Source organism: Falsiroseomonas sp., assembly GCF_051859025.1.
Classification (GTDB): domain Bacteria; phylum Pseudomonadota; class Alphaproteobacteria; order Acetobacterales; family Acetobacteraceae; genus Falsiroseomonas.
The window spans coordinates 1-15,482 of sequence record NZ_JBHYGL010000040.1 but is presented as its reverse complement, the minus strand read 5'-3'; the positions used below and the strand labels follow the sequence as shown (position 1 = coordinate 15,482).

At 72.0% G+C, this 15,482-nt stretch carries 13 protein-coding genes; 5 read left to right on the top strand and 8 right to left on the bottom strand.

Features of this window, described 5'->3' with window-relative positions; translation table 11 throughout:
* The first annotated feature begins 100 nt into the window (after positions 1 to 100).
* Positions 101 to 979: a hypothetical protein gene (locus ACTIE5_RS27260; protein ID WP_439552889.1), complete on the top strand. Its 879-nt coding sequence runs from the start codon at positions 101 to 103 to the stop codon at positions 977 to 979.
* On the opposite strand, the gene ACTIE5_RS27255 is transcribed toward ACTIE5_RS27260, so the two are convergent.
* Positions 950 to 5,641, bottom strand: coding sequence for a beta strand repeat-containing protein (locus ACTIE5_RS27255; protein ID WP_439552888.1), 4,692 nt, complete (start codon positions 5,639 to 5,641; stop codon positions 950 to 952). The two genes, ACTIE5_RS27260 and ACTIE5_RS27255, sit on opposite strands and share 30 nt — an antisense overlap.
* 151 nt (positions 5,642 to 5,792) lie before the next feature.
* Here ACTIE5_RS27255 and ACTIE5_RS27250 point away from each other — a divergent pair, with 151 nt between their 5' ends.
* The 4 genes from ACTIE5_RS27250 to ACTIE5_RS27235 all read left to right on the top strand — a co-directional run bounded on the left by ACTIE5_RS27250 (position 5,793) and on the right by ACTIE5_RS27235 (position 9,883).
* Positions 5,793 to 6,884, top strand: coding sequence for an isocitrate/isopropylmalate dehydrogenase family protein (locus tag ACTIE5_RS27250; protein ID WP_439552887.1), 1,092 nt, complete (start codon positions 5,793 to 5,795; stop codon positions 6,882 to 6,884).
* A gap of 130 nt (positions 6,885 to 7,014) precedes the next feature.
* A complete protein-coding gene (locus tag ACTIE5_RS27245) occupies positions 7,015 to 7,698 on the top strand; it encodes a nitroreductase (RefSeq protein ID WP_439552886.1) in 684 nt (227 codons plus the stop codon).
* On the top strand, positions 7,695 to 8,918 hold the full coding sequence (locus tag ACTIE5_RS27240) for an MFS transporter (RefSeq protein WP_439552885.1): 1,224 nt from the start codon (positions 7,695 to 7,697) through the stop codon (positions 8,916 to 8,918). The genes ACTIE5_RS27245 and ACTIE5_RS27240 overlap by 4 nt, the downstream gene beginning before the upstream one ends.
* Positions 8,915 to 9,883, top strand: a complete 969-nt coding sequence (locus ACTIE5_RS27235) for a phosphodiester glycosidase family protein (RefSeq protein ID WP_439552884.1) — start codon at positions 8,915 to 8,917, stop codon at positions 9,881 to 9,883. Before ACTIE5_RS27240 ends, ACTIE5_RS27235 begins: the two co-directional genes overlap by 4 nt.
* A 1-nt stretch (position 9,884) precedes the next feature.
* Here the strand turns inward: ACTIE5_RS27235 and ACTIE5_RS27230 are convergent, their stop codons facing one another.
* The 7 genes from ACTIE5_RS27230 to ACTIE5_RS27200 all read right to left on the bottom strand — a co-directional run.
* On the bottom strand, positions 9,885 to 10,304 hold the full coding sequence (locus ACTIE5_RS27230) for a DoxX family protein (protein WP_439552883.1): 420 nt from the start codon (positions 10,302 to 10,304) through the stop codon (positions 9,885 to 9,887).
* Between the two features lie 213 nt (positions 10,305 to 10,517).
* Entirely contained in the window at positions 10,518 to 11,549 is a 1,032-nt protein-coding gene (rhuM, locus tag ACTIE5_RS27225) for a RhuM family protein (protein ID WP_439552882.1), read from the bottom strand.
* Between the two features lie 137 nt (positions 11,550 to 11,686).
* Positions 11,687 to 12,268, bottom strand: coding sequence for a nitrile hydratase subunit alpha (locus ACTIE5_RS27220; protein WP_439552881.1), 582 nt, complete (start codon positions 12,266 to 12,268; stop codon positions 11,687 to 11,689).
* On the bottom strand, positions 12,268 to 12,558 hold the full coding sequence (locus tag ACTIE5_RS27215; protein WP_439552880.1) for an SH3-like domain-containing protein: 291 nt from the start codon (positions 12,556 to 12,558) through the stop codon (positions 12,268 to 12,270). The genes ACTIE5_RS27220 and ACTIE5_RS27215 overlap by 1 nt, the downstream gene beginning before the upstream one ends.
* Complete coding sequence (locus ACTIE5_RS27210; protein ID WP_439552879.1) at positions 12,555 to 12,851, bottom strand: nitrile hydratase; 297 nt, start codon at positions 12,849 to 12,851, stop codon at positions 12,555 to 12,557. Before ACTIE5_RS27210 ends, ACTIE5_RS27215 begins: the two co-directional genes overlap by 4 nt.
* 31 nt (positions 12,852 to 12,882) lie before the next feature.
* The gene (locus tag ACTIE5_RS27205; RefSeq protein WP_439552878.1) at positions 12,883 to 14,904 is read right to left on the bottom strand and encodes a spermidine synthase; all 2,022 of its coding nucleotides are present in this window, start codon (positions 14,902 to 14,904) and stop codon (positions 12,883 to 12,885) included.
* A partial coding sequence (locus ACTIE5_RS27200; protein WP_439552877.1) for an SH3 domain-containing protein occupies positions 14,901 to 15,482 on the bottom strand: 582 nt, incomplete at its 5' end. The genes ACTIE5_RS27205 and ACTIE5_RS27200, both read right to left, overlap by 4 nt.

Genomic DNA, 15,482 nt, shown 5'->3' with positions numbered 1-15,482 from the left:
CGGGGGCGAATCGACCTTGGCGGAGCGCGGCGGAAGCGGTGCGGCGGAGCGCGGCGGACCCGCCGGGGGCCTGTTCGGCCGACGGGCGGGATCGCCCGCCATGCCGCCCACGCGGCTGGCGGGGATCGCGGGGCTCTGGGCGGCGGCTGGCCTGCTCGGCCTCGGCTGCTTCATGCTGTTCAGCGCGGCGGTGCCGAAGATCGGCCTGCCCGCGCACCTCGCCATCGCGACGCTGCCCCTGGCCTCTGCGCTCTGGGCCCAGGCGGTGATCTTCCCGAAGCCGCGCGTGAACACTCCCGAATCGCGGCTCCTCGCCATCCCGCCCGCCCCGGCCCGCGTCGCGCCCCCTATCCCGGACGCACCGGCGCCGCTGGTGGCCCGGCTGCTGCTGGATGCGGCGCAGCGGCCGGAGACGGAGGCGGAGCGGCGGGAGATCGCGGCGCGCCGGGCGCATGACCCGGTCTTCGCCGCCGCCGCCGACGGGCTGGACGAGACGGCGACGCGCGCCTTGCTCGCCAGCCGGCGCCATGCGGTGCTGGCCGCCGACCTGGGCGCGACCGCGCGCCGCATCGCCGCCGCCCGGGCGGTGCAGGCGCCGCTGCCACCCGATCCGCGGCGGGACCAGCTTCACGCCGCCCTGGCCGCCACCGCCCCCGCCGCCGCCGCGGCGCTGCTGGAGGTGATGCGCGTGGCGCCGGACCTCGACCCCGCCCGCGTCGCCGCCGGGCTGCTGCGGGACTCCGCCGCCATCCCGGCGCCTGACGCCCGGTTGGATGACTCCCGGTTGGATGAGGCCCGGTTGGAGGAGACCCGGTTGGATGAAGGCCGGTTGGCGGCGGCGCTGGAGGCGCTCAGCCGCCTCGGCCCCGTCACCGCCCAGGCCAATCCGGATGGCAGCATCACGCTGCGGCCCCGCCAGGCCGCCATGCCCGCTATCGGCACGCCGGGTTCAATGGTCGTCCTCTCGCCGCCGGGGTGACAGCACCAGCCATTCGGGCGGGCCGTCCGGGCTGCCGGCCCGGAGGTCGGAGGCAAGCAGCCGCGGCGCGATGGCGCTGCCGGGCAGCAGGGGCAGCCCGGCCAGGGCGGCCCCGCCATCGGGCACGACCGGCACCACCACCACCGGCGGCGGGTCGGGTGTCACGACGGGGGGGATGACCGGGTCGGGCAGATCGGGCGTCACCGGCTGCCCGCCGCAGAGCGCGGCGCCCATGACGCAGCTGTTGAAGAGGTAGGTGGAGCCGGCGGAGGCCACCGTCACGGATTGCGCCGCCGTGCCGCCGCCAGAACCCCCCAGCGTGCCGACGATGAAGGCCGATCCCCCGCTGCCCAGCACGCCGAGCCGCCCGGCCTCCAGCACCCCCAGCGCGCTGCCGCTGTCGAGCAGCAGGAACAGGGGGGAGGATCCAACCACCAGGTCGAAGACCGCCGGGCCCGCGGCAGCGGCGGTCGGGGCGCCGAAGGTGGAAAGCTGCGTCGCCTGGGAAGCGGCGGGCAGGCCCGGCAGGTCTGCCGCCACGCCGGCGGGGATGGCGACCAGCCCGCCGGTGCGGCGCGTATCGACGATCATCACCGGCAGCAGCGTCGGGTCCCGACCCAGCAGCCGGCTGGTGGCGCCGGAGGCCAGGCCGCCCGGCACGGCCAGCAGCACCGCGCGGTCCGCCGCCAGGCTGGCGCCGTCCAGCGTCATCGCGCCGCCGGCGCGCAGCACGATCTCGGTGCCCGAAACGCCGCCGGAGACCGCCAGCGCGCCGGCGCTGGCCAGCGCGAAGGCCCCGCCGGCGCTGCCGGCCGCCAGCCGCGCCACCGCATTGCCCGCGCCACCCAACGCCACGGCCCCGCTGGCCTGGACGGTGAGGCTGGCGGTGGTGATCCCGGCGCCCGTCGCTGCCTGCGTCACGCCGCCCGCCCGCGCCACCAGCGCCGCGCTGGCGGCGGATAGCCCGGAATCCAGCGAGAGCGCGGTGGCGGAAAGCGATGCCGCGCCCGTCACCGCCAGCGGATCGGCGACGGACAGCGCGCCTTCCACCGCCAGCGCCAGGCTGCCGGCGCGGCCGGCCACCGCATCCAGCAGATGCTGCCCGGCGGCGTCGAGCCGCACGGCGCCGGTGGTGTCCAGCACCAGCATCCCCGCCCGCAGCCCGCCCCCCGCGGCATCCGCCACGCCGCCTTCCGTCCGCAGCGTGACGCCGGGCGCGACCAGCAGGCCCACCAGCAGCAGGGGCGATGCGCCTTCCTGCGACAGGGCGAAATCGCCCGCGGCGGCGCTGTAGCCCAGCGACGGCACGCGGTTGCCCGCCCCGGTCAGCGCGACGTTGCCGCCCAGCGACACCACGCCCAGCAGTGGCGCCGCCAGCCCCGCCCCGGTGCCGGACTGGGTGATGTCCCCGCCCGCCTGGAATTCGATCCGCGTGCCGGCAGTGATGGCACCTTCGATCGCGAGCCCGCCGCCTGTCGAGACCCGGAACACCCCGCCCGCCTGCCCGGCGGCGAGGCGCGGGATGGCGTTCGCCCCCTCCGGCAGCAGCACATCGCCCGCCCCGCCATCCAGCCGCGCCACCCCCGCCGCCAGGGGCGCGCCGGTGAGCTGCGCGATGCCCCCCGCGGCGGAGAGCGTCACCGCGGGCAGCGTCAGCGGCAGGGCGAGGGTCAGGGCCGTGGTGGTGGAGAGGGAAAGCCCCCCCGGCGCGGTGATGGCGCCGAGTTCCCGGATGGCGTTCGAGGCCGCGCGCAGATCGACCCGCCCGGCGGCGGCGACCGTGATCCGCTCCGCCTCGATGCCCGCCGCGCCGGTGGCCTGCATCAGGTCCCCGCCGACGGTCATCCGAACCTGCGGCGCGGCGATGCCCGCGATGGCGTCGGGCGCCGCGCTGCCGGCCGCGGCCACCTCCCACTCGAAGGCCGCGCCACCGCCGAAGGCGCCGATGCCGTTGGCGGTGGTCGCGAGCCGCACATTGCCGAGCGGGCTTTCCGCCAGCAGCCGCGGCGCGGTGATGCCGCCGGCGGCGGTCTGGGTGACGTCGCCGGATTCCGCCCGCAGCACCACCAGGGAAGCGGCCAGCGGCGCCTCCACCGCCAGGCCCTGCGCGGTCAGCCGCAGCGTACCGCCCGCATCCACCGCGCCCGCCACGCGCAGCGGGTCGCGGTTCACCAGCGTGAAGTCGGTGGCGGCGCCGGAGGAACCCAGCGCCGCGATCGCATTCGCCCCGGCATCCAGCCGCACCAGGCCGCCGATGGAGGTGACGCGCAGCAGCGGCGTCTCGATCCGGCCGCCATTCGTCGTGATGTCGCCGCCCGCCGTCAGGCCGATCTCGGTGCCGGAGACCGTGCCCTCAATCGCCAGCGCGCCGGCCGTCGCCAGCACGAAGGCGCCCCCGGCCGCGGCATCGCCCAGCGCCGCCACCCGGTTCTGCGGATCGTCCAGCGTGATGGCGCCGCCGGTCGCGTTCAGGCGCAGCCGCGTCGCGGTGACGGGGGCGCCGAGGTCCTGCGCGATCTCCCCCGCCGCGCGGATCTCGACATCCGTGCCGCTGACCGGGGCGGCCAGCAGCACGGCGCCGCCGGCATCGACCACGAAGCTGTCCCGCGCCCGGCCATACAGCAGCGGGATGCTGTTCAGCGTGCCGTCGAACAGCACGGAGCCTGCCTCCGCGACCGCCTGCACTTCATCGGCGATGATGCGCGATGCGGCGGGGTCCTGGGTCAGGTCGCCCGTGCGCGTGGTGAAGGACAGGCGCCCGCCGCCGATGCTGCCGGCGATGTTCAGCGCGCCTTCGTTCACCAGGGTCAGGCCGAGCGGCACTGTGGCGTCGCCCAGCGTCGTCACCCGGTTCCCCGCGCCGGCCAGCGTGACGGTGCCGAGCGGCGCCTGCAGGCGCAGCAGCCCGGTGGTGATGCCGGCGCCCGTCGTATCCTGCGTCACGCCGCCATCGGCGTTGAGGTCGAGGCTGGTCGTCGCCGTGAGGGGTGCGCGCAGCGACAGCGCCTGCGTTGTGGCCAGCGCCGTCTCCGGCGCTGCGATGGCGCCATCGACGGACAGGGCGGTGGTGGTGGCGATGCCGAGGCGCGTGGCGGCGCTGCCGCCGGCCAGGGCGCGGATGGCGTTGCCCCCGGCTTCCAGCCGCACCTGGCCGCCGCTGCTCCGCGCTTCCAGCGTGCCGACATCGATGGTGGCGCCCGTCGCGGCCTGCGTGATGTCCCCCGCGCTGCGCAGCACCAGGTCGCCGGTGACGCGCAGGGGGCGCAGGATCGTGATGCCCTGGCCGGGGGTGGCGGTCGCGTTCGTCGTCTCCAGCGTCAGCGATCCGCTGGTCTTGGCGATGGCGGCCTCCACCGCGATGGCGGCATCGGCCTGCAGGGTCAGCGCGCCGGTGGTGGCGTTGATGGCGGCGGCGGTGATCTCCGCCGGTTCGGTGGTGCCGGACAGCGTCGTCACCACCCGCAGCGTCACGGGATCGACCAGCACGCGATCCGCCGCCATGGCGCCATCCAGGGCGAGGGCGTTGCGGGAGGAGACCTCGATCTCCCCGCCCGTGGCGGAGAGGCTGCCGCGCATGTCCGTCCGGTCCTCCGCGTGCACCAGGATGGTGCCGCCGCCATCGGCGGAGACCCGCGCGCCCTGTTCCACGACGGTGCGGGCGGCGAGGCGCCGCGGCGCGCCCGGCCGGCTTTCCGCCCCCGCGCCGATGGTGACGCGCCCGGCATCGGCGGAGACCCGCGCGCCCGATGCCACGCGGACGGTGCCCGACGCCGTGGCCTCCACCACGCCGCGCGGCGCCGTGATGTCACCGGTGATGGTCACGCCGCCGCCCTGCGCGCGCAGCGCGACCTGGGATGCGGTGGTGGTGCCGCCAACCTGGACCCCACCTTGGACAAGCGTCTCGATCACGCCCGACGCCGCGGCGGCGGTCAGCAGCACGCTGCCGCCGGACGCCTCGATGGTGCCGGATTGCGTGACCAGCGCCGTGGCGCCGCCGGGTGCGGCCTGCACCTGGCGCGTGACATCCAGCGCCAGCAACCCGTCGCCCGCGAGGTCCAGCGCGAAGGCATCCCCCCCCGCCAGCGCCACCCGACCGAGGCGGGCGCGGATGGTGCCCGAATTGGCGACGCTGGGCGCGACGAGCGCCGCCAGCCCGCGGTCCGCCACCGTGATCGTGCCGTGATTCTCCACCCGCGCGCCGGGGCGGGGCTGGCCATCGAAGACCATGCGGCCGGCCATGAAATTCTGGTTGGTGATGTCGGACGTCGTCGCGATCAGCGCCGCCACATCCACCTGCGCCCCCTGGGAGAACACCACCCCTGCCGGGTTCACCAGCGCGACCCCGCCATTCGACGTGATTCGGCCCGCGATGGCCGAGGGATCACCCCCCGTGACGCGCTGGAGGGAGAAGGAGGACGTGGCGGGCTGGCGGATATCCACCTGGTGCTGCGCGCCCACATCGAAGCGCTGCCATTCGATCACGGCGCGATCGCTGGCCTGGTTCACCTGGGTCCGCGCCGCGGTCTGGCTGATGCTGGCCTGCCCCGCCACCACCTGCCCGCCGCTGGGCCGCGCATCCACTGCCTGCGCCCAGGCGGACGCAGCCCCCGGCGCGAGCGTCAGCGCAAGGGCGATGTGGAACAGGGGCGGATGCCGGCGCATTCCCCACCATACCCTTGGCGGCGGCCCAACCGGAAGGCGATTGTTTCGATGTGATATGCATCCTGCGGATGCATTCGTTAATGCCGCCCGGGCTTGGCGCCACGCCGCCGCCATGCCGTTATGCGCGCCGGAAGACCAGGAACACACGACCATGCCCAGCCCCAGCAACAGCGTCCGCATTGCCCTCCTCCCCGGTGACGGCATCGGGCAGGAGGTCACGGAAGCCGCGACCTTCGTGCTGGAGAAACTCGCCCGCCGCCACGCCATCGGCATCGCCACCGAAACCCTCGAAGCCGGCGCCTTCGCCTACCAGGCCACCGGCACGGCGCTGTCGGACGAGACCTTCGACCGCGCGAAATCCGCCGACGCCATCCTGCTCGGCGCCATGGGCTGGCCCGGCATCCGCTACGCCGACGGGACGGAAATCGCGCCCCAGCTCGACCTCCGCTTCCGGCTCGACCTCTACGCCGGCGTGCGGCCGATCCGCGCCATCCCCGGCGTGCCCCTGCCGCTGTCCCATCCCCGGGCGAAGGACATCGACCTGGTGATCCTGCGGGAGAGCACGGAAGGCCTGTTCTACGCCCGTGGCCGCGGCACCGTGACGGATGACGCCGAAGCGCGTGACACCATGCTCATCACCCGCGCCACCACCGAACGCCTCTCCCGCTTCTCCTTCCGGCTCGCAGAGCGCCGCGCGGCGCGGATGGGGCGGCCGCAGCGGGTGACGCTGGTGGACAAGGCCAACGTCTTCACCTCCATGGCCTTCATGCGGAAAGTGTTTCTCGAGGTTGCCGCGGAATTCCCAGGCGTGCCCGCGGACGCCCACTACGTCGATGCCATGGCGCTCGACCTCATCCGCAAGCCCTGGGAGTTCGACGTGCTGCCGACGGAAAACATGTTCGGCGACATCCTCTCCGACCTCGGCGCGGGCCTCATCGGCGGCATGGGCTACGCCCCCTCGGCCGATATCGGCGACACCCACGCGGTTTTCCAGCCCAGCCACGGCACCGGGCCCGACATCGCGGGCAAGGGCATCGCCAACCCGACGGCGGCGATCCTGTCCGCCGCGCTGATGCTGGACTGGCTGGCCATGCGCGGCGCGGGACAGGGCTTCGCCGATGCGGCGACAGACCTGGAGGCGGCGGTGGACGCGGCCTTCGCAGGCGGGCTGCGCAGCGCGGAATTCGGGGGGGTGGGGACCAAGGGGGTCGCTGAGGCGATCGCTGACAAGATCAAGGCCTGAAGTACGAGGCTCCGCCCAAATCTGGAAAAGGGGGGCGCTCCGCCGGGGGGCGTGGCGCCCCCCGGACCCCGCCATCGATTTGCGCCCTTGGGCAGGGCGCGACAGACTGACAGCAACAGAAAGCGCGGGAGTGACGCCGGAGATGGACGTGTTCGAGGCCCTGGCCACGCGGCGCAGCATCCGCGGCTTCCGGCCGGACCCCATCCCGCGCGCGACACTCGAGAAAATCCTCGGCGCCGCCGCCCGCGCGCCATCCGGATCGAACATCCAGCCCTGGCGCGTGCGCGTCACCACGGGGGCGGAAAAGGCGGCACTCTCCCTCGCACTCCGTGCCGCGCATGACGCCGGCGCCAAGGTGGAGCGCGACTACCACTACTACCCGCGGGTCTGGCGCGAACCCTATCTGGCCCGCCGCCGCGCCTGCGGCCTCGGCCTCTACAGGCTGGCCGGCGTCGCGCGGGGCGACACCGCGGCGGCGCATGAACAGCGCGCGCGCAACTTCGACTTCTTCGGCGCGCCCACGGGGCTGTTCTTCTCCATCGACCGCGACATGGAACAGGGCTCCTGGCTCGACACCGGGATGTTCCTGCAGTCCATCATGCTGGCTGCGCGGGGCGAGGGCCTCGACACCTGCGCCCAGGCCGCCTTCTGCGACCATCACGACGTTGTGCGCGCCCATCTCGGCATCCCGGACGACCAGGCGCTGGTCTGCGGCATGTCCATCGGCATCGCGGATCACGACGTGCCGGCGAATGCGCTGGTGACGGACCGCGAGCCGCTGGAGAACTTCGTGACCTTCGGGCCCGACGCGTGACCTACCTCGACAGCCGGCAGAGCTGGATCCGGCTTGGCGCCATCATGGCGCTGTCCACGCTGGGCGGTGCGGGCATGTGGTCCGTGGTGGTGGCGCTGCCCTTCGTGCAGGCGGAATTCGGCGCGACGAGGGCCGATGCGTCGCTGCCCTACACCCTCACCATGGTGGGCTTCGCCGCGGGCGGCATCCTGATGGGGCGGCTGTCCGACCGCTTCGGCGCGATGATCCCGGTGATGGGCGCCTCCTGCATCATGGGCATCGGCTACATCCTGGCGGGCATGGCGCCGAGCCTGATGTGGTTCGCGCTGGTGCAGGGCGTGCTGATCGGCGCGCTGGGCTCCTCGGCCAGCTTCGGGCCGCTGATGGCCGATGCCTCGATGTGGTTCCTGCGCCGGCGCGGCATCGCGGTGGCGCTGGCGGCATCGGGCAACTACCTGGCCGGCGTGGTGTGGCCGCCGCTGCTGACGGTGCTGATCGGCAATTGGGGCTGGCGCGTCGCGCATATCGTCGTCGGCTGCATCGTGCTGGTGACGATGCCGCTGATCGCGCTGATGCTGCGTGCTCGTCCGCCGGTGGCGCGAATCGTGCCGCCTGTCGCAGGCGCGCCGGTGCCCCGCGCTGATCGTCCGCTCGGCTTCTCGAAAAACACGCTGACGGGGGTGCTGGGCTTCGCGGGCATCGGCTGCTGCATCGCCATGGCCATGCCGCAGGTCCACATCGTCGCCTATTGCGGCGACCTCGGCTATGGCGTGGCGCGGGGGACGGAGATGCTGTCCCTCATGCTCGCCTGCGGCATCATCTCCCGCATCGCCTCCGGCTTCATCGCGGACCGCATCGGGGGCTTGCGGACGCTGCTGCTGGGGTCGCTGCTGCAGGGCGCGGCGCTGCTGATGTATCTGGGCTTCGACAGCCTGGTGTCGCTCTATGTGATCTCCGCGCTATTCGGCCTGTTCCAGGGCGGCATCGTGCCGTCCTACGCCATCATCGTGCGGGAGTATTTCCCGGCGCGGGAAGCGGGCACCAGGCTCGGCATCGTGCTGATGGCGACGCTGGCGGGCATGGCGATCGGCGGCTGGGTGTCCGGCTACATCTTCGACCTGACCGGCAGCTACGCCGCCGCCTTCCTCAACGGCATCGCCTGGAACCTGGTCAACGTCATCATCGTCACGACGCTGCTGATCCGCGCGCAGGGGATGCGGGGGCGGGCCGTGACGGCGTGACGCGGCGGCGGTTGGCGTGGCTGGCGGCGCTGGCGCTGCTGCTGACCGCGGGCGCGCTCGGCTGGGCTTTTGCGCAGGCCGGGCTCTACGGCGTGACCATCCTGCTGCATCGCGGCGGCAGCTACTGGGTGGATGTCACGCGCGACGACGCCCGCCTCTCGCCCGCCATGCGGCTCGCGCTGCGCGACCCGGTGCCGGCGGCGCGCGCCGATCCGCCGGCCTGGCGCAGGCTGGCGGAGGGGTTCGAGGTCGCGGAGATGCCGGTCCTCGCCGATGGCGGGGAGGTCGATCGCCTGCTGCTCGCCCGCATCGATCCCGCGCATTTCCGCCTCATCGCCCGCGGCGCGCCGGCCGGAAACCGGGAGGTGCAGGACTGGATGCGCCACCTCGGCGCCGCGCTGGTCGTCAATGGCAGCTTCTACGACCGCTACGGCCAGCCCGACACGCCGATGGTGAGCGAGGGGATGCGCCTCGGCCCCGAACGCTACGAGGCGCGGCACGGCGCCGTCATCGCCGATGCCGATGGTGTGCGCATCATCGACCTGCACGGCGGGGACTGGCGCGCCGCGCTGGCGGGCGCTCGGGATGGCGTCGTCTCCTGGCCCCTGCTGCTGGCGCCCGATGGATCGACGCGCGCGGCGGGCGATCCGCGCTGGCTCGCCAATCGCAGCTTCCTCGGCCAGGACCGGGATGGGCGCATCATCATCGGCACCACGGCGGATGCCTTCTTCTCGCTGCGGCGCTTCGCGGATTTCCTCCGTGATGCGCCGCTCGACCTCGCCATCGCGCTGAACCTGGATGGCGGGCCGGTGGCCTGCCAGGCCATCGACCTGGCCGGCTACACCCGCGACGCCTGCGGGTTGTGGGAGACGCAGACGGTGGGCGACCGCATCCGCCTGCTGCGCTGGCCGCTGTGGTGGAAGCGCTTCGGCCTGCCCGTCGTGCTGGCCGTGGTGCCGCGCTGAGCTACGCGGCCCTGCGCCCTCGCAGCGCGTCCAGGCTCCACGGCCCCGCGCCCGCGACGCTGAGGTAGAGGAAAACGAAGCAGTAGAGGATCGCCGCGTCGCCGCCGTTCAGCGTCGGGAAGAAATTGCGCGGCGCATGGCCGATGAAATAGGCGGCTGCCATCTCCCCGGCCGCGATGAAGGCCGCCGGCCTGGTCAGCAGCCCCAGCGTGATGAGCGCGCCCAGCACCAGTTCCAGAACCCCCGCCACCCAGGACAGCGTCATCGCATCGGGCAGGGGCGCCCCGCCGGCCATCGGCGGAGAGCCCAGGATCTTCTGCGTGCCATGCGCGAGGAACAGCAGCCCCGCCATGATGCGCAGCACGGACAGCATCCGCGGCGCCCAGGCGGTGAGGGTCGGGTGGTTCGCGACATCAGGCATGCGGGGGTGTTTCCAGGCCGGCGGGCGGAATGCCCTGGTCCTGCCTGCTGCAACGCGGCAGAACGCCAGCGGCTCCCGGACCAGAGCGAAAGGTCTACACTTCGACGGTAGCGATGCTTTTCGGATAAAGGCTGATTTTCAGCTAAGGTGCCAATCTACCGTCGTTGGGGCACTAAAAATATTAAAGTTGAATAAAAATGTCTCGGCAGATTTCTAATTGCGGACGGGTTTCTTCAATCCTTTAATCTCAGCCGCAAGAGCGTTAATCGTCTCATCCGCCTCGCGTTGCCGTTGAAGTTTTCTGCGCTCAGCAAATTTTTCGTATTCTCGCTCTGCTATTTTCTTGGCATCGACGGCGCTGACACTGCCGCCAGTTCTGAGGATGGCTCGGCCGAGTGAATGTAATTGACGATCAAGAAGTTCAGAGGCATCTCGCATAACAACGATTCGGCCGACGTCTAACTGATCTTCGAAGATATCGAGCAGGATAGTTGTAATTCTGTTTAGTTCTTTCAGTTCGCCCTCTGCCAGATAGTTTTTTGAAACCACGACGTCCTGCTTGCGTATATTATCATTTGGCCAGGATTCGAGACCCATGTTCTCTTTACTGTTGTCTGCTCTGCCAGCAATGAGCTCGGACGACGTATGGGACGTAACTGCATATACCAGCTTGGCTTGCGTGCGTTGGTAAAACTCTCTGGCGGTCTCCGAATTAGGATCATAATCCTGGCACATCGAGCAAATTCGACGAAGTTCTCGATATACGTTGTGCTCGTCAGATCGAATGTCGCGGATTATCTCGCGAAGTTCAGCGATACGATCTGGCTGCGTCGAAATTTTGATGCGAGGCGAATCAATAACGAAACCTTTGCGAGCAAACTGCACTAGGATGCTGGTTGCCCATCGCCGGAAAATAGTCGCCTGCGCAGATGATACCCGATAGCCGACAGAGATCACCACATCGAGGGCGTAGATCGTAGCCGGTCTACCCCTAGTTGTTTGCGCTTTTTGCACAGAAGTAGCCTCGTCGAGCTCGCGTTCGGCGAATATGTTGTTGATATGCTTGGATATAGACGACACGTCCCGGCCGAACAGTTCCGCGATCTGCGCCTGCGTCATCCACAACGTATCGCCATCATACTGGATGTCGAGTTTGAGCCCTTTCTCCGAAGCGTAGACAAGAAAACGAGCGCCCGTATCTTCGTCTTCTGTAAGTCGAACGGGGGCGCTGTCATCGGTTGCCATTCGAACGCCTTTTGCAGCCGTGCGGTTAGAAACAGACTATGAATATTACGGATGCAGATTGCGCGCAATGCGTAGCCGTGTTGCTAGGCTTGGGTGGCGGCTAACCCCCGGAACAAGGGCGCTGTTGAACACAACGCTTATGTCCGCGGCAGCGCGACACCCACCAGCGCGTCCCGCGTGACGAGGGCGGCAAGCCGTGCGGCGTCCCAACCCTCGGTCCCCGCGGGGCGTTGCGGCAGCACCATCCAGCGGAAATCGGCGGTGCTGTCCACGACCTTCACCGCGACGCCATCGGGCAGCGTCGTGCCCCATTCCGCCAGCACCGCACGAGGCTCCCGCACCGCGCGCGCGCGGTAGGCGGCGGATTTGTACCAATGCGGCGGATAGCCCAGCACGGCGCGCGGGTAGCAGGAGCAGAGGGTGCAGACGACGAGGTAGTGGACCGCCTCCGTATCCTCCAGCACGCCGAGGGGCGGCGCGCCGGCCATGGAGACGCCCATCGCCTCCGCCGCCTGGCCGCCATCCCGCAGCAGCAGCGCGCGGTAGTCAGGATCGGTCCAGGCGCGGGCGACCATGCGGGCGCCGATCTCGGGGCTGGCGCGGTCCGTGCTGGCGATCTGGGTGGTGATCTGGTCTTCCGTCAGCACGCCCTTGGCGACGAGCGCGGTGACGAAGCGGTCCAGCAGTGCGACGCTGTCCGCGGAAGGGGCGTGTGCCATCAGGCCGTGCCCTCCAGCCAATGCTCGTAGAGCTCGACCAGCACCGTGTCCCCCGCCGCGCCCTCGTTCCACAGCGAGGGCTGGTCGAAGCGCACATGATACAGCGGGATGCGCGCCGCCGGCCTGGCGAAGGCCAAATCCTCCGGATTCGGATAGGCGCCCAGCGGCCGTTCCACCACGCCTTCCCGCCCGCGCAGGTAATGCGGCGTGCGGATGTGGCAGGGGCCGCGCAGCTCCGGGAAATCGCGCTTCACGCGCACGCGCTGTCCCGCCTGGAACGAACCGCTCATCGCAACGCCTCCGCCTGCACCACGCCCTTCTCCACCATCAGCGCGGAGATGCCGCGCAGCCAGCGTTCATAGTAGCCGAGCGCGTGGTATTCGGGCTCCGGGATCGCCTCGATGCAGCGCCGCATCTCATCCACCGTCATCAACCCGCTGCGGCCGAGGATCTGGCGCAGCGCATCGACGCGCTTGCCGAAATCATCCGGCGGCGCCTCGTCATCCGGCTCGACAGCCGTGCAGCGGAAGCGTTGGGCGCCGCCTAGGTCATGAGTCGCGGGAGGGGGGGCTTCGTCCGTCATGGCGCCCATCGTAAGCCGATTTCGCGGCGCGCTACCACCACCCCCGCAGCGCGGCGCCGAGGTGCCAGCGATCATCCCGCCAGGGCGTCGCGGCGGGCGCCACCGTGGCCCAGCCTTCCGCCGCCAGCGCGGCCGCCAGCCCCGCATCGCGCGTGACGGCGACCCAGACGGAGGGCTGGCCCCCCGGCGCGGCGGCGAGGGAGAGCACCTGCGCCCCCGCCTCTCGCCCCGCGGCGGCGATCAGGGGCGGCAGGTCGAAATGCGTGTTGCTGGCATGGAAGGCGGCGGCACCGCCCGGCGCCAGGCGGTCGAGGAACAGCGCCACGCCCTCCGCCGTCGCCATGTGGACGGGGACGGAGGCGCCGGAATAGGCATCCAGCACCACCAGGTCGATCGACCCCGGCGCGGCATCCCGCAACCCGACGCGACCATCGGCGATGACCACGGGCGGGTCGCCGCAATCCCGCAGGAAGGTGAACCAGCGCCGCGCGGCATCCACGACGGCGGGCGAGATCTCGATGTAGGACAGGCGGAGGCGGTCGGACCCGTAGCAGGCCATGGCCCCGGCGCCCAACCCGACCAGCACGGCCTGCATCGGCGTGTCGCGGCGTGCCAGCATGGCGGCGATAAGCCGGCCGCCGCCGGCTTCCCGGTGGTAGTAGCCCGTGGGTTCCAGCGCCCGGGCGGGGTCGCGCCACTGGTAGCCATGCAGCGTGCGGCCATGCGCCAGCACCAGGCGGTCGCCCTGGTCCTGCACCTGCACGGCGCCGTAGAAATCCCGCCCCCAGCGGATGGTGCCGCCCATCCCCTCCAGCAGCGGCGCCAGGGCCAGCAGGGCGGCGGCGCTGCCCCAGATCACCTTCGGCACCAGGTCCCGCCCCAGCGCCGGCAGCAGGCAGAGCGCGGCCAGCGCCAGCGGGTATTCCAGCGGCCGGTCGAACAGCATGGGGGCCAGCAGCGCATTGACCGTGCCCCCCAGCGCGCCGCCGAGCGACAGGCACAGATAGAAGCGCGTCAGCCCCGCGGGATCCGGCCGTGCCAGCGCCAGCCTGGCATGGGCCAGCGTGCCCGCCGCCAGCAGCCCGCCGACATGGATCAGCACCCCCGCCCAGGGGAAGGCGCTGCCGAAGGCGGGCGCGACAACCTCCAGCAGCATGGCCGGCAGGAACAGCGTGACCCCCGCCAGCCCCCAGCGCGCCGCAGCCGCCGGCCGCCAGAAGGCGAGAATCCAGCTGAGGAGATAGGCCGCCAGCGGCAGCACCCAGAGCAGCGGCAGCGGCGCGATCGTCACCGTCACGCGCTCCGTCGCGCCCAGCAGCAGGCTGGCGGGCAGGGCGGCCAGCGCCACCCAGGGCAGGGCCTGCCGCCACCCCGCGCCGCCGGCCGCCTGCCGCGCCACGGGCGGCGAGGGCTGCCGCAGCACTGGCCAGGCGCAAGCCAGCAGCCCCAGCGCGCAGGCGGCGAAGCCCAGCGTCCAGAACCGCCCCTGCGCGCTCAGCGCCAGAGTGGGCTCCAGCAGCAGCGGATAGGCGGCCAGCCCCGCCAGGCTGCCGGCGTTGGAGACGGCATAGAGCCACCAGGGCGCATCGCCCGCGACGCGCGCGTACCAGGCCTGCAGCGCCGCCGCATTGGCGCCAAGCACCAGCACCGCGGGGCCATAGGCGACGGCGAGCGTTGCCAGCACATCGATGGCCGGGCCCATGCCCGTGGCGCGCGGCGGCGGCACCGGCGCCAGCAGCGGCAGGGCCAGCAGCGCCAGCCCCAGATGCACCGCCGCCGCGCCGCGGGGGCCGAGGCGCGTCGAGGTCAGGTGGAACAGCGCGCTGCCCGCCAGCAATCCCAGCTGGAAGAACAGCATCACGGCCGTCCAGACCGCCGCCCCGCCCCCGAAGGGCGGCAGCAGCGCCTTGCCCAGCATGGGCTGCACGGCGAACAGCAGCGCGGCGGAGGTCGCGACGGTCGCGGCAAACAGCACCGCGGTCAGGCGGCGGGGGGTCGTCGGAGAGGCGGGGGCTTGGGGCGAGGGAGGGGCCGCGAAGACCGCGTCCTTCACTTCACCTCTTCCTCCGCCCCGATGCCCCAGAGTTCCGCCCGGCGCAGGAAGCCGCGATGGCCGGCGATCTGCACCTCGCACCAGCTGTTGTTGGCCTCGCATTCGCGGATGCGGCCGATGACGCCGGGGCGGAGCCGCGCCACCGCGGGGCTGCTCTCCTCCGCCCGCCGGCGCAGCGTCACCTCCTGCGCATTGGCGGCGCCGCGGATCAGCACCGTGCGGCGGCCCGCCAGGGTCGAGGAATGGACCCAGCCCTCTGCCCCCTCCGCATCCCGGATGCGGCGCCAGAGCTGGAACTCACCCACGATCTGCACCGGCAAGTCTCGGCGCTGGAAGGTCCATTCGATCGGGTAGCTGGTGGAGGGACCGACCCGCATGTTGACCTCATCCGACCGCAGCGCGGCGAAGCGGGGCAAGGCGAGGCCGGTGACGGAGCCGGTGGAGGGAAGCGGCGGCGGCGACGGCTGGGCCGGTTCGGGCGTGCGGTGGGCGGCGGCGGCGGCGCCCGCGGCGGCTGCCCCGGCGGCGGCACCCGCGGCGGCCGCGGCGGCAGGGCGACGGTTGGGCTGCTGCTGCTG

What these genes read in the sequence shown, in the direction of transcription:
- ACTIE5_RS27220 (WP_439552881.1), bottom strand. Translation starts at nt 12,268, where the DNA reads ATGGCACACGCCCCTTCCGCGGACAGCGTCGCACTGCTGGACCGCTTC.
- rhuM (WP_439552882.1), bottom strand. Translation starts at nt 11,549, where the DNA reads ATGGCAACCGATGACAGCGCCCCCGTTCGACTTACAGAAGACGAAGAT.
- ACTIE5_RS27210 (WP_439552879.1), bottom strand. Translation starts at nt 12,851, where the DNA reads ATGACGGACGAAGCCCCCCCTCCCGCGACTCATGACCTAGGCGGCGCC.
- ACTIE5_RS27260 (WP_439552889.1), top strand. Translation starts at nt 101, where the DNA reads ATGCCGCCCACGCGGCTGGCGGGGATCGCGGGGCTCTGGGCGGCGGCT.
- ACTIE5_RS27255 (WP_439552888.1), bottom strand. Translation starts at nt 5,641, where the DNA reads ATGCGCCGGCATCCGCCCCTGTTCCACATCGCCCTTGCGCTGACGCTC.
- ACTIE5_RS27215 (WP_439552880.1), bottom strand. Translation starts at nt 12,558, where the DNA reads ATGAGCGGTTCGTTCCAGGCGGGACAGCGCGTGCGCGTGAAGCGCGAT.
- ACTIE5_RS27250 (WP_439552887.1), top strand. Translation starts at nt 5,793, where the DNA reads ATGCCCAGCCCCAGCAACAGCGTCCGCATTGCCCTCCTCCCCGGTGAC.
- ACTIE5_RS27230 (WP_439552883.1), bottom strand. Translation starts at nt 10,304, where the DNA reads ATGCCTGATGTCGCGAACCACCCGACCCTCACCGCCTGGGCGCCGCGG.